At 45.0% G+C, this 20,352-nt stretch carries 18 protein-coding genes, 1 pseudogene and 1 riboswitch; of the genes and pseudogenes, 10 read left to right on the forward strand and 9 right to left on the reverse strand.

What is annotated here, in order from left to right; genetic code table 11:
* Positions 1-64 precede the first annotated feature (64 nt).
* The 7 genes from MKY62_RS20590 (at position 65) to MKY62_RS20620 (ending at position 5,849) form a co-directional block, all read left to right on the forward strand.
* On the forward strand, positions 65-754 hold the full coding sequence (locus MKY62_RS20590) for a response regulator transcription factor (RefSeq protein WP_003186410.1): 690 nt from the start codon (positions 65-67) through the stop codon (positions 752-754).
* Positions 751-1,731 carry an ATP-binding protein gene (locus MKY62_RS20595; protein ID WP_009329870.1) on the forward strand — a complete coding sequence of 327 codons (981 nt, stop codon included), beginning with the start codon at positions 751-753 and terminating at the stop codon, positions 1,729-1,731. Before MKY62_RS20590 ends, MKY62_RS20595 begins: the two co-directional genes overlap by 4 nt.
* A gap of 282 nt (positions 1,732-2,013) precedes the next feature.
* Positions 2,014-2,790, forward strand: a complete 777-nt coding sequence (locus tag MKY62_RS20600; protein WP_003186414.1) for an ABC transporter ATP-binding protein — start codon at positions 2,014-2,016, stop codon at positions 2,788-2,790.
* Positions 2,765-4,642 carry an ABC transporter permease gene (locus MKY62_RS20605; RefSeq protein WP_003186416.1) on the forward strand — a complete coding sequence of 626 codons (1,878 nt, stop codon included), beginning with the start codon at positions 2,765-2,767 and terminating at the stop codon, positions 4,640-4,642. The genes MKY62_RS20600 and MKY62_RS20605 overlap by 26 nt, the downstream gene beginning before the upstream one ends.
* A gap of 6 nt (positions 4,643-4,648) precedes the next feature.
* Positions 4,649-4,999, forward strand: a complete 351-nt coding sequence (locus tag MKY62_RS20610) for a YxeA family protein (RefSeq protein ID WP_003186417.1) — start codon at positions 4,649-4,651, stop codon at positions 4,997-4,999.
* 115 nt (positions 5,000-5,114) lie between these two features.
* Entirely contained in the window at positions 5,115-5,282 is a 168-nt protein-coding gene (locus MKY62_RS20615; RefSeq protein ID WP_169082272.1) for a hypothetical protein, read from the forward strand.
* 315 nt (positions 5,283-5,597) lie between these two features.
* Positions 5,598-5,849: a hypothetical protein gene (locus MKY62_RS20620; RefSeq protein ID WP_003186421.1), complete on the forward strand. Its 252-nt coding sequence runs from the start codon at positions 5,598-5,600 to the stop codon at positions 5,847-5,849.
* A gap of 32 nt (positions 5,850-5,881) precedes the next feature.
* Here the strand turns inward: MKY62_RS20620 and MKY62_RS20625 are convergent, their stop codons facing one another.
* The 3 genes and pseudogenes from MKY62_RS20625 to MKY62_RS20635 all read right to left on the reverse strand — a co-directional run bounded on the left by MKY62_RS20625 (position 5,882) and on the right by MKY62_RS20635 (position 10,077).
* Entirely contained in the window at positions 5,882-6,721 is an 840-nt protein-coding gene (locus MKY62_RS20625; protein WP_003186423.1) for a polysaccharide deacetylase family protein, read from the reverse strand.
* 60 nt (positions 6,722-6,781) lie between these two features.
* A pseudogene (locus MKY62_RS20630) lies at positions 6,782-7,693 on the reverse strand (PLP-dependent aminotransferase family protein); the annotation flags it as partial.
* A gap of 125 nt (positions 7,694-7,818) precedes the next feature.
* Entirely contained in the window at positions 7,819-10,077 is a 2,259-nt protein-coding gene (locus MKY62_RS20635) for a glycosyltransferase (protein WP_003186428.1), read from the reverse strand.
* Between the two features lie 594 nt (positions 10,078-10,671).
* Between MKY62_RS20635 and MKY62_RS20640 the strand changes: the two genes are divergently transcribed.
* Positions 10,672-12,024: a 2-hydroxycarboxylate transporter family protein gene (locus MKY62_RS20640; RefSeq protein WP_003186429.1), complete on the forward strand. Its 1,353-nt coding sequence runs from the start codon at positions 10,672-10,674 to the stop codon at positions 12,022-12,024.
* A 46-nt stretch (positions 12,025-12,070) separates the two neighbouring features.
* Here the strand turns inward: MKY62_RS20640 and MKY62_RS20645 are convergent, their stop codons facing one another.
* The 6 genes from MKY62_RS20645 to MKY62_RS20670 form a co-directional block, all read right to left on the reverse strand.
* On the reverse strand, positions 12,071-12,931 hold the full coding sequence (locus MKY62_RS20645; RefSeq protein ID WP_003186432.1) for a glycerophosphodiester phosphodiesterase family protein: 861 nt from the start codon (positions 12,929-12,931) through the stop codon (positions 12,071-12,073).
* A 140-nt stretch (positions 12,932-13,071) separates the two neighbouring features.
* Complete coding sequence (locus MKY62_RS20650; protein WP_003186434.1) at positions 13,072-13,341, reverse strand: excalibur calcium-binding domain-containing protein; 270 nt, start codon at positions 13,339-13,341, stop codon at positions 13,072-13,074.
* A gap of 141 nt (positions 13,342-13,482) precedes the next feature.
* Positions 13,483-14,130, reverse strand: coding sequence for a hypothetical protein (locus MKY62_RS20655; protein WP_231082826.1), 648 nt, complete (start codon positions 14,128-14,130; stop codon positions 13,483-13,485).
* A 131-nt stretch (positions 14,131-14,261) separates the two neighbouring features.
* Positions 14,262-16,181 carry an LTA synthase family protein gene (locus MKY62_RS20660; RefSeq protein WP_003186439.1) on the reverse strand — a complete coding sequence of 640 codons (1,920 nt, stop codon included), beginning with the start codon at positions 16,179-16,181 and terminating at the stop codon, positions 14,262-14,264.
* A gap of 271 nt (positions 16,182-16,452) precedes the next feature.
* Complete coding sequence (locus tag MKY62_RS20665) at positions 16,453-17,010, reverse strand: YfjD family protein (protein WP_003186441.1); 558 nt, start codon at positions 17,008-17,010, stop codon at positions 16,453-16,455.
* 172 nt (positions 17,011-17,182) lie between these two features.
* The gene (locus MKY62_RS20670) at positions 17,183-18,019 is read right to left on the reverse strand and encodes a YitT family protein (protein ID WP_003186443.1); all 837 of its coding nucleotides are present in this window, start codon (positions 18,017-18,019) and stop codon (positions 17,183-17,185) included.
* 85 nt (positions 18,020-18,104) lie between these two features.
* Positions 18,105-18,211, reverse strand: a riboswitch (guanidine-I (ykkC/yxkD leader).
* Between the two features lie 169 nt (positions 18,212-18,380).
* Here MKY62_RS20670 and argR point away from each other — a divergent pair.
* Both argR and arcA read left to right on the forward strand, forming a co-directional pair.
* A complete protein-coding gene (gene argR / locus MKY62_RS20675) occupies positions 18,381-18,821 on the forward strand; it encodes an arginine repressor (RefSeq protein ID WP_003186445.1) in 441 nt (146 codons plus the stop codon).
* A gap of 267 nt (positions 18,822-19,088) precedes the next feature.
* A complete protein-coding gene (gene arcA / locus MKY62_RS20680; RefSeq protein WP_025805435.1) occupies positions 19,089-20,324 on the forward strand; it encodes an arginine deiminase in 1,236 nt (411 codons plus the stop codon).
* Positions 20,325-20,352: the final 28 nt, after the last annotated feature.

The raw sequence follows: 20,352 nt of genomic DNA on the forward strand, positions 1-20,352 counted from the left end.
GGCCCTTCACTGCCGCTTTTATAAAGAAATCGGCAGCGGAGACTTGTTCATAGGAGTGTTCAAAATGACGAAAATCATGATTGTCGAGGACAGCGAAGACATTCGGAAGCTTTTACGCGATCATTTAGAAAAATACGGATACGAAACTGTTGCAGCGACTGATTTCACCTCTATCCTTGAAATATTTCTCCAAGAGAAGCCCGACCTGGCATTGCTTGACATCAATCTGCCGGCATACGACGGTTACTACTGGTGCAGGCAAATCCGCCAGCATTCGACTTGTCCGATCATTTTCATTTCGGCGAGAAGCGGAGAAATGGATCAGGTCATGGCGATCGAAAACGGCGGCGATGATTATATAGAGAAGCCTTTTTCCTATGAGGTGGTGCTCGCTAAAATTAAAGGCCAAATTCGCAGGGCATTTGGAGAATACGCAGTAAAACAAGGTGAAAAAGTGATTGAATTTGAAGGCGTCCAGCTGTTTGTCGAACGTTTTGAGCTGCACTGCCGAAATGAGAAGCTCGAGCTTTCAAAAAAGGAAAGCAAGCTCTTGGAAGTGCTGCTTGAAAGAGGAGAAAAGGTGACAAGCAGAGACCGGTTAATGGAGAAGACATGGGAAACCGATACATTTGTAGATGAAAACACGCTAAATGTCTATATTACAAGGATTCGCAAAAAACTGCGAAGCATGGACGTGCCCTTCTCAATTGAATCTGTGCGGGGCGAAGGGTATCAGCTGAGGACGAAATCATGAAGCTGTTCCTAAAAAACCATGCCGTTCTCATTTTTCTGTTTCTCTTTCAGGGCGGATTCGTATTTTTTTACTATTGGTTTGCCGGCATGCAGACTTTCACCCACCTTTTTTACATTCTCGGCGTTCAGCTTCTGGCGCTTGCGCTTTATCTTTCATACAAATGGTATGAAGAACACAGAGTCTACCAATGGATCGGCTCAGATCAAAAAGATACAGAAATTCCTTTTTTGGGGACGTCTGAATTTTGCTCAGAGCTCTATGAAAAACATATGGAGCTGAGCCGGCTCCACCACCGCAAAATACATGATATGGAGTCCAAGCTGGAAGATAGGGTAACCTACATGAATCAATGGGTGCATCAGGTGAAAACACCGCTTTCCGTCATCAATCTGATCATCCAGGAAGAGGACGAACCCGTTTTTAAACAAATCAAAAAAGAAGTCCAGCAGATTGAATACGGACTGGAGACGCTCCTCTATTCATCAAGGCTTGACCTGTTTGAAAGAGATTTTAAAATTGAGGCCGTGTCACTAGACGAGCTGCTTAATTCGCTGATTCAGCGCTATAAACGCTATTTTATACAGCATCGTGTCTATCCAAATAAACAGGTTCCCGCTGAAGACGCCGTTATTTACTCCGATCGCAAATGGCTCAGATTTTCCACTGGCCAAGTCATCACTAACGCTGTGAAGTACTCGTCAGGAAGAAGCGAACGCATCGATTTGACGATATTCCGTAAAGGCGAACGCATCATTCTGGAAATCAAAGATTACGGAATCGGAATCCCTTCACAAGATGTGAAACGCGTATTTGAGCCTTATTACACCGGGGAAAACGGACGGCGCTTTCAGGAATCAACAGGCATCGGCCTCTACCTTGTAAAAGAGATTGCCGAAAAGCTCAATCATGATGTGAGCATCGATTCAGAAGAAGGAAAAGAAACGACTGTGCAATTTTCATTTCTTACAAAAATGTAAGTCTTCTTTAATAAAACCGCATAGCTCATCCCCATCCTCCTTGATATGATTTGTTTACAAAACAAACGTGGCAAGGAGGATTTTTTATAAGCAATCCGAGTCTATGAAAAGAGTCGGCACATTCTGTTATATAAACGAGGCCGCCGTTCTTAGTTTCTGGACAATGGCCATTCAAGCCTTTCATAAACGCATTTTGGCTGAAAGCATTCCGGAGGAGCCCGCTGGAATGGATAACATACCGGAAACGGTCATCCTTAAAAAGCGCAGCAAAAGGAGGATATCATGACAACAAATATGCTGGTCGTTAAAAACATCAATAAAACATATAAAGGACAAGTCTCCCATCAGGCTTTAAAAGATATTTCATTCAATGTCGAGGAAAGTGAGTTCACGGCGATCATGGGGCCGTCCGGTTCTGGAAAAACGACGCTTCTCAATATCATTTCGACGATTGACCGCCCGGATTCCGGCGACATTTTAATTCGCGGAGAAGACCCGCATCATTTAAAAAGGGCGAAGCTTGCCCACTTTCGCCGCAGGCAGCTCGGGTTCGTATTCCAGGATTTTAATTTGCTGGATACACTGACGATCGGCGAAAACATCATGCTGCCGTTAACGCTTGAAAATCAACCGCTTTCCGTCATGGAAGATAAACTTCAGGCGATTGCTGAAAAACTCGGCATTGAACAACTTTTGAACAAACGGACGTTTGAAGTATCCGGCGGACAAAAGCAGCGGGCGGCCATCGCAAGAGCCGTCATTCATCAGCCCGCCCTCATCCTCGCCGACGAACCGACAGGAAACCTCGATTCGCAGGCATCAAAAGACGTGATGGAGACGATGCAGCATCTTAATGAAAACGACAATGCCACGATATTAATGGTCACGCACGACCCAGTTGCCGCAAGCTATTGCCGTCGCGTCATTTTTATTAAAGACGGAACATTATTCAATGAAATTTACCGCGGCGCCAACCGCCAAGTATTTTATGAAGAGATTCTGAATGTGCTGTCTATGCTGGGAGGAAATACCAATGACCTTTCTTCAGTTCGCTTATAAAAACGTCGTCCGGAATAAAAGAGCCTATCTCGCCTTCTTTTTAAGCAGCTCATTTTCAGTGATGATTTTTTTCACATTTGCGATGTTTTTGTTCCACCCCGCTTTAGAGGAAGGCTACTTAAACACCATTGCAAAACGGGGGTTGTCGGTGGCTGAATGGATGATTTTCGCCTTTTCCATTCTGTTTGTGCTTTATTCCGTCAACGCCTTTCTCAAGTCGAGAAGCAAGGAATTCGGGATCCTCACCATCCAGGGAATCGCTCCGGGTCAATTGAGGAAGCTGATTACCGCAGAAAACATCATCATCGGCGTGCTTTCGATCGTTACAGGCATCATCGGCGGTCTTGTTTTTGCAAAAACATTCTTTACGATCGGCGCTTATATTCTGGAAATGGACGCTTTGCCATTGTATCTGCCTTGGAAAGCGATGGCCCTTACATCCGCCTGCTTTCTTGCGCTGTTTATTCTGCTGTCGCAATTTACGGTGTTATTTATTAAATCAAAAACCGTTGTCAAGCTGATCAAAGGCACCGGGAAAATTAAACCGGAGCCAAAACCGTCCATTATTTTTTCGGTCGTCGGCATCGGCTGCCTCGGCTCCGGCTACTGGCTTGTATTGTTCGCCGACATCCATTTTCCCCAAGCCGTCACGATCTTAATTTTGACGATCATCGGGACTTATTTCTTCTTCAGCCAAAGCAGCATTTGGCTGCTGCGGCTGTTAAAAAAGCGGAGGTCATTTTATTTACGAGGAAAAAACGTGCTTTGGATATCCGATCTTGTTTATCGGCTGAAGGATAATGCCCGCCTGTTCTTTCTCGTTTGCATCATTTCCGCGGTCGCCTTTACCGCCATGGGTGCATTGGTAATTTCCAAGACTTCTATCGGAAAATTGGATTCCCGATATGAGATAGAGTACTTATTATACAGCGGGAGCCAAAAGGAACAAACACACGTTAAGGTGATCGAACAAAAATTGAAGGACGGACATTTTTCGTATGCAAAGGAAGTGACAAAAGGAATTTATATGAGCTATAGCCAGGGAGATCTCCTTCCTCCGGTGCTCCTGGTCTCTGAAGGCGAATTCCAAAAGCACTTCAAGTTAAATTCCGGTGAACTGAAAGACGGTGAGGCGCTGTATTATCCAAACGCCTTTGAGGCAAAAGAAAAGCGGGAAATTCCTGAGACCTTGGACATGTTGAACAAAGATTTGAAGCCGGCAAATGAACGGCTAAAGGTAAAAGGTATTAAAAAACCGCTCATTTCGTTAGAAAGCATCGTTGTCGTAAACGGCAAAACCTTCGAAAAGCTGAAAAAACAAGGCGAATCCCTCACATTGTACGGCTATCAGTACAACCGCTGGAAAGAGAGCCTCGACATGAGCCAATCATTGGAAAAAGATCTCAGAGAAAAATCTCACAATATCCAATTTCAATTTGAAGCAAAGGCCATCAATTATTTTGAAACTGTTCAGCTTCCAAGCCTGAGTCTGTTTATCGGATTCTTTATTGCGGTTCTCTTTTTTACGGCATCCGGGAGCTTTCTGTACTTCCGCCTGTTTACCGATCTTGAAGAAGATCAAGAGCGCTACCGGTCACTCTCAAAAATCGGCCTGAGCGAAAAGGAAATGTCGCAGAGCGTAACGATTCAATTGGCCATCCTGTTCTTCTTTCCGTTCGTACTCGCCTCAATTCATACGTATTTTGCGATGAAGACGCTCGAGGCACAGAGCCTTGGTCATTTCGCATCTCCGGTGATCATGACAATAGGCGGATTTCTGATCTTCCAACTATTATTCTTTATGATGATTCGAAAAAGCTATCTGAAAAAATTAAAAGGATTTTTAAGGTGATAAAATATGAAAAAAACAATTTCTCTCATTACAGCCGCTTTAGCTGTATGTATCGGCGCATTTCTGTTGATTCATAATGAAGTGACAGACAGGTTCAATCCACTTGTGAAGAAAGAAAGCGTATATGTCCAGATCAACAAAGACGGTAAGCACCTGAGCCCGGGCCGCTATGAGTACACGCTGGAAGGATATAATGACACCGGTAAGGAAAAAGAAATTACATTCTCCGCCAGCGATTCCCTTCGAAGAAACGCCTATCTAAAGGTAAACGCGAAGGGAAAATATGTTGAGACATGGGAAGAAGTACAGCCCGGCGGCATGCCGAGTGCCGTTCAGAAAAAATTGATCAAGCAATAAAAAACGGCGTCTAAGCCGTTTTTTCTATGAATCACTATATTTTAACAAAATTCCGAAACTTTTTGGCCCGTTGCTCGTATAAAAACAGAAGTCATATTGTTTAGGAGGTTTTCATATGATTGTTGGAATAATTGGTTTTATACTGGTGGTTTTCCTTCTCTACGCCTCCATGTTGCCGTCCGGGGAAAAAAACAGCGGCAGCAGCTCTTCGACTTTTTTTATTGGAGGTCCTGACTCATCCGGAGACAGCGGGGGTGATTGCGGCGGCGATGGCGGCTGTTAAGACCTGCGGCTGCGTTAACCTAACTTCTGCTCCTGCTCGGATCCCTAGGCTGTATGCAGTTCTTGCTGCAGTGAGCCGGGTATATTCCAGCTATCTCCCTTCATCATTCATTCAACATCAACTCCAAATACGTCATTATTCATTCAGTTGTTTAACCTGACTTCCGATTGGGAATGATGTAAAGACAGCAGATTCCCGCTCTTCAAACGATTTAAAAGTCACAATAAAGCGATTCTGATACAAAACATATAAAACTTTGCACCTACTTGTTCGATATTAAAAGAAGACATTCATGATAAGGAGGGTTTTTTCCAGATGATTTTTTTACTGGTTTTATTGGCTCTGTTTATTTTGTATTCATTCTTTTTTGACAAGAACAACAAAAGTTCTTATAAAAAAGCGGCACCGAAAAGCAGAATATTGATCCGCCAGGCAGCTGCGCCGACCGGAGTTTTGAGGGTAATCGAAACCGCTCCCGGACAGACGGCAAACCGCCGAACCTCCGAAGGTATGCGCCCGAATCTGCGGCTTGTCATGAGCCCGACGCACCAAAACGAAAAAAAATAAGGAAAGCGGCATCATGATAAATGCCGTCTTTCCTATTGTCTGCTGTGTTCCACCATTTTCCCAAAGGCGTCCGGCGACATCCCCGGCGAGATTCGGACGCGGTGGAGCGCATACATCCCCTGATCCCTAGATGCCGCTCCCGGTTCTGTTGTGACGGCCATTTGATAGCCTGCCTGCTTTGCGAGTTTCAGCGTATCTTCGTTGTAGCGCCCGACCGGATAGCTCAGCATCACCGTATTTTGGCTGAACATGCGATCAAACAGCGCTTTGGAACGCGTCATTTCATCGAGCTGCTGTCCCGGTGCCAGTCCGTTCAATTCAACGTGATGAATGGTATGGCTTTGAATCGAAATGCCGTTTCGCCTCATTTCATTCATTTGTTTCTCCGTCAAATGGTTCTTCCCGCCAACCGATTTGCCGATCATAAAAATTGTCGCCTTCATCCCATAGCCTTTCAAAATCGGGTACGCTTTTTCAAAGTTATCTGTATAACCGTCATCAAACGTAATCAGCACGCATTTATCACTCGGCATTTTATCTTGCGTTAAGACAATATAGGCTTCCTCAGGTGTCAACGTGTAATAGCCGTTATCCTTCAGCCATTTCATATGCCCGCGGAATTCCCCTTCCGGTACGCGCAGGCTGTTTCCTGAGGAAATGCTGTGATACATGAGAATCGGAATGCGGGCCGGGCTTTTCACTTTGACCCACTTGGATGATGGATCATGTTCCGCCTGCTGTTTTGATTGTTTTGCCGCTTTTTGAGCCGTATTTGGTTCTGTTTTTTCCTCTCCTTTTGTTTCATGACCGGAACACCCGTACAGCACCCCCATCAACATAGACAGCACAAGTAACATTTTCGTTTTTTTCACAATTATTCCCGCTTTCTATCTACTGAATCCTTTTTAATATCGGTGCGGAACGGGCATTTTTCACTGTTCCTGCTTTGAGGAGGAGAGCCAAGCTTTACGCAGTCTGCTGATCCCTTCTTCAATTTCCGCTGCAGTAAGACCCCCAAATCCCGCCATGACGATTGAAGAGCTGCTTTCATGAGGCTTAATCCAGAAATCGGATACCGGATAAACTTTCACACCGAGTTTTTCCGCTTTATGTATGAGGTCTTGTGCATGTCGGTCTGTCTTCATCAAAATATGGAGCCCCGCTTTTTCGCCGATGATTTCCACGTCATTTCCGAAATGCGTTTTAATGGCCGATATTAATGTTTTGTGCTTTTCTTGATATACTTTTTTCATTTTACGGATGTGCCTTTCGAAAAACCCTTCTTTCATAAATAAAAACATCGCTTTTTGAATGATGGGTGAAGCAGACTGGCTGTAGCGGCCAAGCTTCTCTTGAAATTCATCCGCCAGTTTTGAAGGCAGAACGATATAACTCAATCTCGCTCCCGGAAGAAATGACTTTGAAAAAGTCCCTAAATAAATGACATTTTCTTTTTTATCAAGCGCTTTTAAAGATGGAATAGGCCTGCCCTGATAGCGGAATTCGCTGTCATAGTCGTCTTCGATAATATAGGCCTTCTCACGGCTTGCCCATTCAAGCAATTTCAGCCTCTTCTGTATCGGCAGAACCATTCCATACGGAAACTGATGCGATGGCGTAATATAAACGAGTTTCGCCCGTGTTGCAGCAAGCTGTGTCAAATTGATCCCATCCGTCTCCAGACCAATTGGCTGAATATCACATCCATGGTTAAGGAAAACAGAACGCACACCATCATATCCCGGATTTTCCAACGCAACCAATCGGCCGTTCATTGAGAGCAGCTGGCAAAGAAGTCCGACTGCATACTGCGTACCGGAACAGATCACAATTTGCTCAGGTGCACAGCGGACACCTCTTTGTTCAGCCCCGAGAGATCACAGCTAAAGAAAACATGCTGAACCAAAGCATGAAATTCGAATACGGGCGGACCGTACAGGAAGACCATTGACAAAAAAAGACCCGCAGCTTATGCTACCGGGTCTCCCATTGATTTTGATGCATGTTCATCTAAAAATTTCAATCCCGCTGTGTATCGCTTTCTCCGCTTCTTTATCCAGCAGACGAGCGCCAGCCGCTGATCCGGGTCCTTCTCATTGATAGAAACCAGCACATGTTCATTGATTTCAAGCGGGAAGCCGGATTCAATCTGACAGCCTGACAAGCTGATATCCTTAATCATAACCTCGTGAGCCCCTTTCTCTGAATCACGGGGAAACAGCAGTGTTCCCAGACCTTGAAAGGCCTCGCGCACGTATTTTCTCTTGAATGCATCAGGGCTTTTTTCAGTTTTCGTTAAAAAGCGTATCACTGTTGACAACGTATCAGCCCGCTTTTCCCGGTCGGCCTTTTTTGCATTTTCTTCATTAAACATAAAACCGATCAGTTTCACATACAGTTCCTTGTCCATCTCTTTGAAGTGCAGCCCGATTTCAATGTCGGCCTCGTCCTTCGTCGTCCACATCACCCGGGCCGGGACTTTTCCGACCGCATCTATGATCAGACCGTCTACATGATAGTACATATCCGAATCAGCCGTATAAGGCAGTCTGATACGCGCGCCCGTGTCGCTCACATCGATCAGTTCACATTTGTGCTCATCTACTGAAACGGTGGAAAAAGCCGCCGGCTTGTTGACTGTGAAACGCTCAGAGCTTCGGAACCTCGGCCTGTCAAAGGCAACGAGCAGCGCAAGTATGAGCCCTGTCATGTTATAGAGAACCCAAAATAAATTATACGAAGTGACGTTTATATCAAACGTATGAAGAAACAACAATTCATAAAGGGTTTTTCCGAGTGCAAGCAGCGTCATTGCGAGCAAAATCGCACACGGCAGCGCCGTTGTATATTTGAATTTTCGCCGATCTGTGTTGACGCCTTTCGGTGTGACTTTAAAATCAAACCGCTTTTTGAAAATGAATTCCGACAAGGCCGATATCGCCATGTGCGGCGCCATCGATGTATCGTAAATATGGCTCCAGTTCATACTGCGCTGCCGGTCCGAAACGGCTTTAAATGAAAGGTAAGAACCTAAAAACGCAGGCAGCCAAAACGAAGTGATCGACCACAGATCAGTCTTTAAGCTATGTATGCCAAACAGCAAAAACATGAGCGGCGCGAGGATGTATACCATCTTAAAAACGCCGAAAAACCAAAAGAGAATGCCGTCAAAATAAAGGATTCGCTGCATGGGCGTCAAGCCTTTTAAGAAAAGCGGATTCCACTTCTTTCCGCACTGAATGTTTCCCCTGCACCAGCGGTCGCGCTGTTTCAAAAGATCCATCCACGTTTCCGGCGAGAGACCGACCGCAAGCACTTCTTTGACGAAAACAGATTTAAATTTTGTTTGCAAAAGCATCCCTGTTGCCATATCCTCCGTAATCACACCTGTCGCAAAACCGCCGATTTCCTCCAAAGCCGTTCTTCTGAAAACCGTATTGCTGCCGACGTACATGACAGCATTAAAACGGTCTTTCCCAGCCTGGAGCCTGCGCATGAAAAAGTCCTGCTCATTCGGAATGTTCGCTCCGGAAAATAAGTTGTACTGATAAGGATCTTCATTATAGAAAGCCTGCGGCGTTTGAACAAAAGCCACTTTTTCCTTCTTAAAATAGCCGACGGTTTTCTGCAAAAATGAAGGGAGCGGAACCATATCGGCATCCATCGTCACAATCAGTTCCCCGTTTGAGCAGCTCATCGCATGGTTTAAATTCCCCGCTTTTGCATGCTCATTGTTTTGCCTTGTAACGTAATGAACGCCAAGTTCCTCAGCCAGCTTTTGAATAGCCGTCCGCCTTCCGTCATCACACAAATAAATGTTGACAAGCTCTTTTGGATAGTCGAGGTTCAGACAGCCTGCCACCGACTTTTTCAGCACATGGCGCTCCTCGTTATAAGTTGCAATGAGAATATCAACGCTCGGCCGATGGTCTTGATCGCCCAGCTTTTCCGGCTCCCGCTTCTTTTCCTTCCATACTAGCGTATAAAAGACCAAGAGCTGTAAAAAGCCGATACATTCAGTTGCAATCAGGATGACGCCCATCACGATATCGGCGGGGCGAGAGACGGGCAGCGTAAAGCCGAACCGCCATACAATATACACACCGTTCGTCATAAGACACAGTATGATTAAAAACTTCTTAAAACGCGAATTCACCCGCGATCCCCAAAAACCGATGAGAATCAGAGCAATCATTGCCGCGGGATAGTAGTGTAAAATAAATTCCATTTTCTTCTCCTTATGTGATACATAAAAAAACCTTTTTACAGGGTTTCTCTAAAATATTCCTTTATTTCTTTCTTTTGCACTCAAATATATTACCACTATTTGTCCTAATTTTCTTTAAAAAATTATAAAAATTATATCTTTTTATCTATTAAAAACTGAAATTATACGACTATAGTCTCTTGTTCAAAAAATCATAAGGCTCACATTGATAACCCTTCACATGTACCCCGTATCAAGATTGAATCTTTTGTCTCAGACGTCCTGTGTCTTTTCAGAGAAAGGAGCTGAATGTATCAACGCTTTACAAAAGAAAAAAGGTCTCTGCTCCTAAATGTTTGATTTATTTTTGACGGATTAACAGCTATTTTGTGTCGATTTTTATTCCACAAAAAGGGAATCCAGGAATAATTGCATCAAAAACGGCCTGCACAAGGGCCATTACCTATATCCAGACACGTCTTTAGCCAAATTTTGATCATTATGGGAAAACAGTTAGGTCTTCCTGCACGGTTGTCTGAATTTTGATTTTTTTAGTATACTTAATTTAGTTAAATAACTCAGCAAGGGGATCACATAAAGGATGGGGGAAAGAATATGGAAGCAAAAACAAAGGTACAACATATACCGATTCAAACAACAAAAGAACAGGATGAAAATTTTTTTGCAAGAGCAATGAATGTTAAAATCGGCATCATTCCGCTGCCCGTATATTTGCTGCTCTTCGCTTTGATTGTGACGTTTGTCTATATGCACGATCTGAAAAGCGACATTTTAACAGCCATTGCGGTTACGGGCTTTTTCGGATTCACCTTCGCCCAAATCGGAAAGTCGCTGCCGCTTCTTCGTTCTGTCGGCGGTGCCGCTATACTTGCGACGTTTATTCCTTCAGCTATCGTCTATTACCATCTCATTCCCGATGACATTATCAAATCAACAACTGAATTTACAGAAAACTCAAACTTTCTTTATTTGTTCATCTCTGCCATTGTAGTCGGAAGCATTTTAGGAATGAAAAGAGAAACGCTGGTCAGGGCGTTCATTAAAATTTTTATTCCTCTGATTGCAGGGACCATTGCTGCAGCGGCAGTCGGTCTGGCGGTCGGTACAATGCTCGGCCTCGGATTTCAGCATACGCTGCTGTACATTGTAATTCCGATCATGGCCGGAGGGGTTGGCGAGGGAGCTATTCCGCTGTCCATCGGCTATTCGGAAATCATGCACATGTCACAAGGGGAAGCTTTTGCACTTGTCATTCCTTCCATAATGTTCGGAAGCTTAAGCGCCGTCATTTTGTCCGGAATTTTAAATGTAATCGGGAAGAAAAAGCCTGAATTGACAGGCAACGGAAAAGTTGACCGTTTTGATAGCGGGGACGCACAGCCGCTCGAAAGCCGCGACAAAGACAAAGAAAGCGTTTTTAATCTTTCCCACTTTGCGTCAGGAGGCATTCTCGCCGTCTCATTATATTTGGTCGGTATGCTTTCACATGACTTGTTCGGATTTCCAGCACCCGTCATGATGCTTCTGCTGGCTGTTGCCGTGAAACTGTTTCGTCTGGCTCCGGCGAATTTGGAAAACGGCGCCTACGGCGTGTCGCGCTTCTTTTCAACTGCTGTGACATATCCGCTGCTTTTTGCCATTGGCGTCTCCATGACACCGTGGGACAAGCTGATCGCAGCTTTTAATATCGCCAATATTATTACGATCGTATCCGTCGTGGTCACGATGATAGCCGTCGGCTTTTTTGCAGGGAAGTGGCTGAATATGTACCCGATCGAAACCGCGATCATCAATGCTTGCCATTCCGGCCAGGGAGGCACCGGCGACATCGCAATTCTCAGCGCCGCAGAGCGCCTCGAGCTTATGCCGTTTGCCCAGGTGTCCACAAGAATCGGCGGAGCGATAACCGTTACGCTGACGCTGCTGCTGCTAGCCCAGTTTTATTGATGAATGAAAAAGCCTGCAGAGCGAGCTGCAGGCTTTCTTATTGTGGCTACCGTACTTTTTTCGGAACATAGTCGGGAAAGTCTGTCACAATCCCGTCCACGCCGGCCTTTAATAGCGGAGGCACTTCATCGCGGGAGCGGACGGTCCAAGGCGTAATCTTCATGCCGAGCGCATGAATTCTCGGCACAAGCGTAGGATCAGCGGCCACATTTTTCAAGTTGGCGTTCACGTATTTGGCATAGCCGGAAAATTCCTTAAGCTTTGCATCTGTTAAGTCCGCCGCTTTTGACGTCAAGACACCTGTCGGCATCGATGGAAGCAGCTGATGAATTTTATAGACAGAGTTAAAATCAAACGATTGTACAATGATTTTTCCGTTTTTAGGCTTATCCATTCTCCGCTCTTTCAATGCTGCTGACACTTTTCCTTCGATTCCCGGATAGCGTGCAGGCTCTTTCAATTCGATCAGCATTCCGATCTTCCCTTTATACCGGTCAAGCACTTCTTCAAATGTCGGAATGCGCTCTCCTGCGAACTGCGGACCGAAGAAGCTGCCGGCATCAAGCTTGCGCAGCTCGGCAAGCGTCAAATCCTTTACGGCAACCGGCAGCACTAAGTCAATATCTGTCGTACGGTTTACGGTCGTATCGTGAATGATGACAAGCTCCCCGTCTTTGGACATTTGAACATCCAGCTCGATATAATCTGCTTTCATCTGAAGCGCTTTATCAAAAGCAGCCATCGTGTTTTCCGGCGCATATCCCGAAGCGCCTCTGTGTGCAATGACATCCACTTTTTTAGGCTTCACCGCCGGCTCTTGTGCACCCGCATTCGGTGCAAACAGCGCTGACCCGATGGAAACCCCGATCAATGAAGATAACATCAATTTTTTGAATAAAGCTGACACATCATCCACTCCCCTTTTGCTCTTCTCTTGCCAAAGTATAGGTTCGCACTGTTAAGATTATGTTTCAGCAGTCTTTAATTTTCATAAATTTCCTGATAAACAAAAAAAGATCCCTTGGCAGAGATCTTTTTTTGGATATATCAGCGCTCACAGGCAATTTTGTCTTTATCGCGGTCCAGCTTCTTATTGGCATCATAAAGCGCTTTTGAAACATACGGCTTGTACTTCGTTTTTCCGCCTTTGTTTTTCACCGATTTCGTACGGGCGACGCCGCCTTTATAGTCTTTGTTTAAAGCTTTGCAGTTTTTGTACGTCTTTACCTTCGTTTTTGCTTCTGCCACATCGCCGGCGCCCCAGGAAAAACCGATGATCAGACCGGCAGACAAAAGACCCGCTGCTATTTTTTTCATCCCATTTGACCCCTTTCGTCTATTTGTTATGTATCTTTTACCATGATAAAATATTTTTCTTATTCGATCAAGAAAAATATGGCATTTTATTGAATGAAAAGTATGAATCGAAAAAGCGTCTCTTCGCACAAAAACCGGCCGTTATGCGCCGGTTTCATCCACATATTGATGTTCGCAAGTCTTTTTCAAAACAGCGTTAATCTCATACGCTAATTCCTTCGGATGGATGCACAGCATGTCTTCCAAAGGGCTGTCCCAGTTCCCGTTCTTTATCAATTTCAGCGCATAATGGCCTGCCGGACTGCACTCGGGATACCACTCTACATCGAGCAGAAGGCGTTCTTCATCATGCCGCAGCTTCAAAAGGTCCCGTTTGAAGTCAAACAGCCAAGCCTTGCTGTCAGGCGCTAGTTCATCGGGGTTTGTATCAGTTAAAGAGTGATGCGCAACTGTCCAGCCGGCCGGGATTCTAAGCCTTAGCAAATTGCGGGCGCCATCAGAGGCACGCATCAAGTCTTCCAACCGTTCGATCAGCTGTTCATACGGCGCGTCAGAATCTTCGCTGACCTTCGATTGATCAGCATTTTGCATCCTGATGACGTACTTCAGTTCTCCAGCATATTCAACTTGTACCATTTTACCGCAGCTTTCATTCTCCAAGATCAATAGCGTATGGCGGGGGTCGCGAATCGGCTTTTGATACAAATGATTTTCCTTCACCTTCCAGCCGGCCGGCACCATCAAAGGATGCAATTTAAAGAAATACTGAGATTTGGTCAACGCTCTCACATCCTCTTTCATTGTTCTGTCTTCTTTCCTATCAATCTATGTGCCGGACAGGCTTCTTAGAACAACGGCGGAGCGGCCCCACAAAAAAACCGCCTGACGCTTGTTAAAGCAGTCAGGCGGTTTTTTGTCTTTTATTCTCCGGTTTTTTCTTTTCCGTAATGATATTTTGATGGATCAACAGGCTTGAAGTCTGAAATCTCGTGGAATCTCAACAGATCTTTATAGAGTACTTGGTCGGACAGATCCAGCTGTTCGGACACCTGCGATTTCAGGTTTTCCGTCTCTTGGTTGCCCTTGATCTCTTTTCCTGTCTTTGTATCATATACGGTCGTATCAATCATCGTGTACTTCGGCGTTACATAGTTTCCATTTCTGAAAGCCACGGTTTGGTCGTGGTCTTTAGAAAAGAGGTCTGTACCAAAGTTGATGTATTTTTTGCTGTCAATACCTTGCAGGTGAAGAAGTGTCGGCATGACATCCATTTCACCGCCATACGTATGGTTGACTCCGCCTTTTTTGCCCGGAATGCGGATCATAAGCGGTACGCGCTGATTCATCGCGTTTTGATACGGTGTAATCTCTTTACCTAATACTTCTTTCATCGCACGGTTGTGATTCTCTGAGATTCCGTTGTGGTCACCATAGATCACTATAACAGAATCATCAAATAATCCCGCTTTTTTCAGCTCTTTAAAGAAATCTTCAAGCGCTTCGTCAAGATAGCGCGCCGTCTGGAAGTAACCGTCTACCGTTTTGTCTCCCGTTGTTCCCTTTTCAAGGGTGGCATCCTCTTCATCCAAAATGAACGGATAGTGGTTTGTCAACGAGATTAAATGCGCATAGAACGGCTGCTTGAGCGATTTCAGCTTCGGAATTGATTCTTCAAAGAACGGCTTGTCTTTCAAGCCAAGGTTGACGAGATTATCCTCTGACATATCATATGTGCTGGCGTCAAAGAATTTGTCATAGCCAATTTGTTTATACACCTGGTCGCGGTTCCAGAATGACTTGTAGTCCCCGTGCAGCACGGCGCTTGTGTAGCCTTCTTTTTGGTTCAGAATCGCCGGCAGGGACTGGTACGTATTTTGCCCTTTTGTTACAAACGCACTGCCTTCAGGAAGTCCGTAAAGGCTGTTGTCCATCATCAATTCGGCATCCGCTGTTTTACCTTGGCCGGTCTGATGGAAAAAGTTATCGAAATACATCATGTCATCCTGGCCGTGCGCCAGCTTGTTCAAGAACGGCGTGACTTCTTTTCCGTTCAGCTTATAATCGATCAAAAACGTCTGGAAGCTTTCCAAATGAATCTTGATGATGTTCTTACCTTTTGCTGCGCCGAAATACTCGTCATTCGGTTTCGCATAATGCGAATTTGTATAGTTGATGACGCTCGTCAGGTCGTCGCTGCTCGCGTATGCCTTTTGGCTCGCGTTTTGAGCGGCCTGAACACCATCATAGATCATGTAATTGTAAGGCCCCAAATACTTGACGATGTAATTTCGGTCAAATGTTCTTGTCAAAAGCTCCGGACGGTCTGTCTCGGCAACTGCAAGGTTGATGAAAAACAGAGCCACTCCGCCGAGAACAACGGCAGCAGCCCATCTTTTTTTCAGTTGTGACGCCTTCAGTTCAGGCAGCTTCACACATAGAGCAATCAAAATGATCAAATCTGCGAAATAGACGATGTCATGAAATGCCATGATGTCAAAAACGCCGTCAGACATATTGCCGAGGTTTCCGGCTTGTTTTAAGTTTGCAAACGTCAAAAAGTCATCAAAGAAACGGTAAAACAGGACATTTGCATATAAAGCAAACGTCATCACAGCATCAATGATGATGATCCATATCGCCGACCGGCGGCCTTTTGCAAACAAAGCCAAACCGAGTGCAGCAATCGTGAAGCTCAATGGGTTGATGAACAGCAGCATGTGCTGCGTAGACCCTTTCACACCTAAATTAAACTCTAAAAAGTAGGAAGCATAGGTTTTAGCCCATACAAAAACAACAGCTAATACAAAAAAGCTTAGCTTATGAGAGAATATTTTTTTCATGATAACCTCTACCTTTTTAAACTTTTTTCAGACCGCTTTCTGTTTCAGTCAATGAAGCGTGAGGAAACGATAATATATCATTCTACTAAAAGTCTCGGCGGTTTTACAAGCACGTCCTGGTGAAATCCCCCGGCTTCCCTCACTCAAACAGTCTACGCCTGCGAAAAAAATTTTCCGCATGTAAGACAACGGCCTTTAATTAAGACGAATGAATTTCCCCAAAGGTTTCAGTTATTTTCTTTCATCTAGAAAATTGCAGTTTCCCGGACGATTAAATATCTTTATGAAATTCATTTAAATAAGCCTTTCTTTGCGCTTCTGTAAACTGACCGATCCATTCCGCACGCGCTTCCTCCGTCATATACGGCAGGATGTACAGCTCGACCGCTTTATAAAATTCCGGCTCAGGCAGAATGTTGTACGTCGGAATCCGCACCCTGCCGTTCCCCCGTGTCTCTATCAGTATATCCATCAAGAAAATGCCTTTCGGGCTGTAGCGGTGCTCCGCCATTTTAAGGCTTTTGATGTCCTTGAACAACACAGATTTCTTCCCTGAGAATATCCGCCCGTCTTCTCCCTCGATAATGGTGAAGATGATGTTTCCTTTTTTCGTGAAGGCCGGAAAAACCATTAGAAAGGTCATCAAACCGTAGATGATCCCGAAAGTTCCAACGCCCACGTACAGCAAGGAATATTTTGATTCGAGTTTTATTGCTTCATAAAAGAGCCATGCTCCAATCAATCCGAAACCTGCAGTCCCTGCAAAAACCCATACTCTAAAGGACATTCTGCTTTTCACATCAAATGTCTGCTTTTTTTCCTGTTCCAAAAATAATTAGGCCCTCCTCTACTTCAGCAAGCGGATTCCGCTACAAATAATATTCATGCCAAGACCTACCTTACCACAGAAACCAGTTCCTGCATAAAACTTCATGTATTTGTCTGTCCCTAATCAGAATGAATACAGAAAAGGCTCCCGGCCATCTGCCGGCAGCCTTCCCCTATTTTGAAATATCAACAAATCCCTCGCCGAATACATCCCTGACATCGTGGATGATGACAAATGCTTTTTTATCTGTGCTTCTAATAATTTTCTTCAGCATGGACAGCTCTTGTTTATTAATGACAATGTATAAAATTTCTTTGGAGTCGCCCGTATAGTGCCCGCGTCCCGATAATATCGTGACGCCGCGGTCCATCAGGGTATTGACCTGCGCCGCGATCTCGTTTTTATGCTCGGAAATAATCGTGATCGCCTTTTTCGTGTTGAGCCCTTCGATAATGAAGTCCATGACCTTCGTGGCGATGTACAGCATGACAATCGTAAACATCAGCTTTTCAGCTCCAATGATAAAGTAGGAACTGAAGACGACAACTAAATCGATCATCAGCAAGGCATAGCTGATGTTCCAGTCAAAATATTTATTGGCGATTCTCGCGAGAATCGCAGACCCGGCGGTGGTTCCGCCGACACGGATGATCATGCCGATTCCGACGCCGGCAAATACCCCGGCAAAGATGGTGCTGATGATCACTTCATCGGCCGGCACCGTCCAATCTTCGGTGACGTGCAGAAAGAACGAATTGGCCGCCACCGCAATAATAGTGTAAATCGTCGTCTTTTTATCCAAAAAGCGATAGCCGATAATCAGAAGAATGCCGTTCAGTACAAAGTTTGTGATGCCCGGAGACCATTCAAAAACGTAGTATAAAATCAGCGTGATCCCCGTGACGCCGCCTTCTCCCAAGTCATTCGGGATGGCGAACAGATTCACGGCTAACGCAAAGAAAAATGCGCCTATAATGATCAATATTATGTCCATTGCTTTCTTTTTCATAAATACATCCCCTTTCTTTATCCTTAATCGATTTCCTGTAAAAAGTAAAAAAGCCTAGGAGAGAAGCTCTTTGATTAAGAGCAAAAACTCCTGGGCTTTTATCCCACCGTGTCATAACGATACTTCGCTATGTGTTTTCTCTCGGACCAGACCAGCGCGGGAGGGCACTGCGGAACCCTAGAAAACCACCTTTTCTCTGCTATCAATTTGTCATCTTCAAGCATTATAAGTGAAATTCTGGGGTCTATCAACCCCTATATCAGCCTGAAAGATTTGTTTTTTTGTAAAATAGCTTCCATCTGTCAGCGATAAAACCATTCTATAATAATAGATATACGTGTTTTGCCTGGGAGGCGCTCTTATGAACAAACAAAAACGGCAATGGCTCATCAAGCAGACCATTCTCGAACATCCGGTAGAAAATCAGGAACAGCTGGCATCCCTGCTGGAAAAACGCGGCATCACCGTTTCGCAGTCTACCATTTCCCGCGATATTAAAGAAATGTATCTTGTGAAACAGCCCGGTGAAAACGGAAAACTTGTCTACACGACAAATGCTTCTTTATCCATCAATCCTTCCAAAATATTAAAAGATAAAATCTCTGACGTTGTCCTGCATGTGCATCGAACGGACAACTTGATCATTATTAAAACAATGCCCGGCAACGCCCATGCCATCGGCGTTCTTCTTGATAAGCTCGGAAGCCCGGAAATGCTGGGCTGTATATGCGGGAACGATACATGCCTTGTGATTTCCCAGTCACCTGAGGCAGCCCAATCATTTTATGACCATTTATGCTGATCCGGCCGTCCGGATCAGCTTTTTTTGCCCTTCAAAAAAATTTTTTTCGAGAAATCCCCGTTAAAAATATACACGTTTTATACGTTCTATTCTCCGCTCCGACAGGAACTTATTTTCCATTTATCATAATTATTCATTTTTGTTTTTGCTTCATCAAAAAACATGTGAAATATATCACGTTTTTGTTGTTATCGCTTTCACATCGCGCTTCTCCTTCCTGTTTTAAGCTGTACATGTAACAAAAAGAGCTTAGGAGGCGGGATGATCATGACAACACCGATACACGTTTACTCAGAAATCGGCCCTTTAAAAACCGTTATGCTGAAGCGGCCCGGTCGGGAACTGGAAAACCTCACACCCGAATATCTGGAAAGGCTTCTCTTTGACGATATTCCCTTTTTGCCAGCGGTGCAAAAAGAGCATGACCAATTTGCAGAAACATTAAAGCAACAGGGGACTGAAGTTCTTTATTTAGAAAAGCTGACGGCCGAAGCTTTGGATGACGCATTAGTCCGCGAGCAGTTTATCGATGAGCTTTTAACGGAAAGCAAAGCGGATATCAACGGCGCATACGACAGGCTGAAAGAGTTTTTGCTTACCTTTGACGCCGATTCAATGGTTGAACAGGTGATGAGCGGCATTCGAAAAAATGAGCTTGAACGCGAAAAAAAATCGCATCTTCATGAGCTGATGGAAGACCATTATCCATTTTATCTCGATCCGATGCCGAACCTTTATTTCACAAGAGATCCGGCGGCCGCCATCGGCAGCGGACTGACCATCAACAAAATGAAGGAGCCTGCCCGCCGAAGGGAATCGCTGTTTATGCGCTACATTATCAATCACCACCCGCGTTTTAAAGGACACGAGATTCCGGTTTGGCTCGACCGTGATTTCAAATTCAATATCGAAGGCGGAGATGAGCTTGTCTTAAATGAAGAAACCGTTGCGATCGGGGTATCGGAACGGACAACGGCTCAGGCGATCGAGCGTCTTGTCCGGAACTTGTTTCAGCGGCAGAGCCGGATTCGCCGTGTACTGGCCGTCGAAATACCAAAGAGCAGAGCCTTTATGCATTTAGATACCGTCTTCACGATGGTTGACCGAGATCAATTCACGATCCATCCCGCCATCCAGGGGCCTGAAGGAGACATGCGGATCTTCGTTCTTGAAAGAGGAAAAACGGCAGACGAGATTCATACAACTGAAGAACACAATTTGCCGGAAGTGCTGAAGAGAACGCTCGGCCTTTCAGATGTCAACTTGATCTTCTGCGGCGGCGGAGACGAAATTGCTTCAGCCAGGGAGCAATGGAATGACGGCTCCAATACACTCGCGATCGCTCCGGGGGTTGTCGTCACCTATGACCGGAATTACATTTCTAACGAATGTTTGAGAGAACAGGGCATTAAGGTAATCGAAATCCCGAGCGGGGAGCTTTCAAGAGGACGCGGCGGCCCGCGCTGCATGAGCATGCCGCTCTACCGAGAAGATGTGAAATAACCAACCTAAAGAAAAAGGAGAGAGATCC

The organism is Bacillus sp. FSL R7-0646 (assembly GCF_037969865.1).
GTDB lineage: Bacteria > Bacillota > Bacilli > Bacillales > Bacillaceae > Bacillus > Bacillus licheniformis.

Bases quoted from the DNA above. Each gene is read 5' to 3' on its own strand.
- MKY62_RS20590 (WP_003186410.1), top strand. From the start codon at position 65: ATGACGAAAATCATGATTGTCGAGGACAGCGAAGACATTCGGAAGCTT.
- MKY62_RS20595 (WP_009329870.1), top strand. From the start codon at position 751: ATGAAGCTGTTCCTAAAAAACCATGCCGTTCTCATTTTTCTGTTTCTC.
- MKY62_RS20600 (WP_003186414.1), top strand. From the start codon at position 2,014: ATGACAACAAATATGCTGGTCGTTAAAAACATCAATAAAACATATAAA.
- MKY62_RS20605 (WP_003186416.1), top strand. From the start codon at position 2,765: ATGACCTTTCTTCAGTTCGCTTATAAAAACGTCGTCCGGAATAAAAGA.
- MKY62_RS20610 (WP_003186417.1), top strand. From the start codon at position 4,649: ATGAAAAAAACAATTTCTCTCATTACAGCCGCTTTAGCTGTATGTATC.
- MKY62_RS20615 (WP_169082272.1), top strand. From the start codon at position 5,115: ATGATTGTTGGAATAATTGGTTTTATACTGGTGGTTTTCCTTCTCTAC.
- MKY62_RS20620 (WP_003186421.1), top strand. From the start codon at position 5,598: ATGATTTTTTTACTGGTTTTATTGGCTCTGTTTATTTTGTATTCATTC.
- MKY62_RS20635 (WP_003186428.1), bottom strand. From the start codon at position 10,077: ATGGAATTTATTTTACACTACTATCCCGCGGCAATGATTGCTCTGATT.
- MKY62_RS20640 (WP_003186429.1), top strand. From the start codon at position 10,672: ATGGAAGCAAAAACAAAGGTACAACATATACCGATTCAAACAACAAAA.
- MKY62_RS20650 (WP_003186434.1), bottom strand. From the start codon at position 13,341: ATGAAAAAAATAGCAGCGGGTCTTTTGTCTGCCGGTCTGATCATCGGT.
- MKY62_RS20660 (WP_003186439.1), bottom strand. From the start codon at position 16,181: ATGAAAAAAATATTCTCTCATAAGCTAAGCTTTTTTGTATTAGCTGTT.
- MKY62_RS20670 (WP_003186443.1), bottom strand. From the start codon at position 18,019: ATGAAAAAGAAAGCAATGGACATAATATTGATCATTATAGGCGCATTT.
- argR (WP_003186445.1), top strand. From the start codon at position 18,381: ATGAACAAACAAAAACGGCAATGGCTCATCAAGCAGACCATTCTCGAA.
- arcA (WP_025805435.1), top strand. From the start codon at position 19,089: ATGACAACACCGATACACGTTTACTCAGAAATCGGCCCTTTAAAAACC.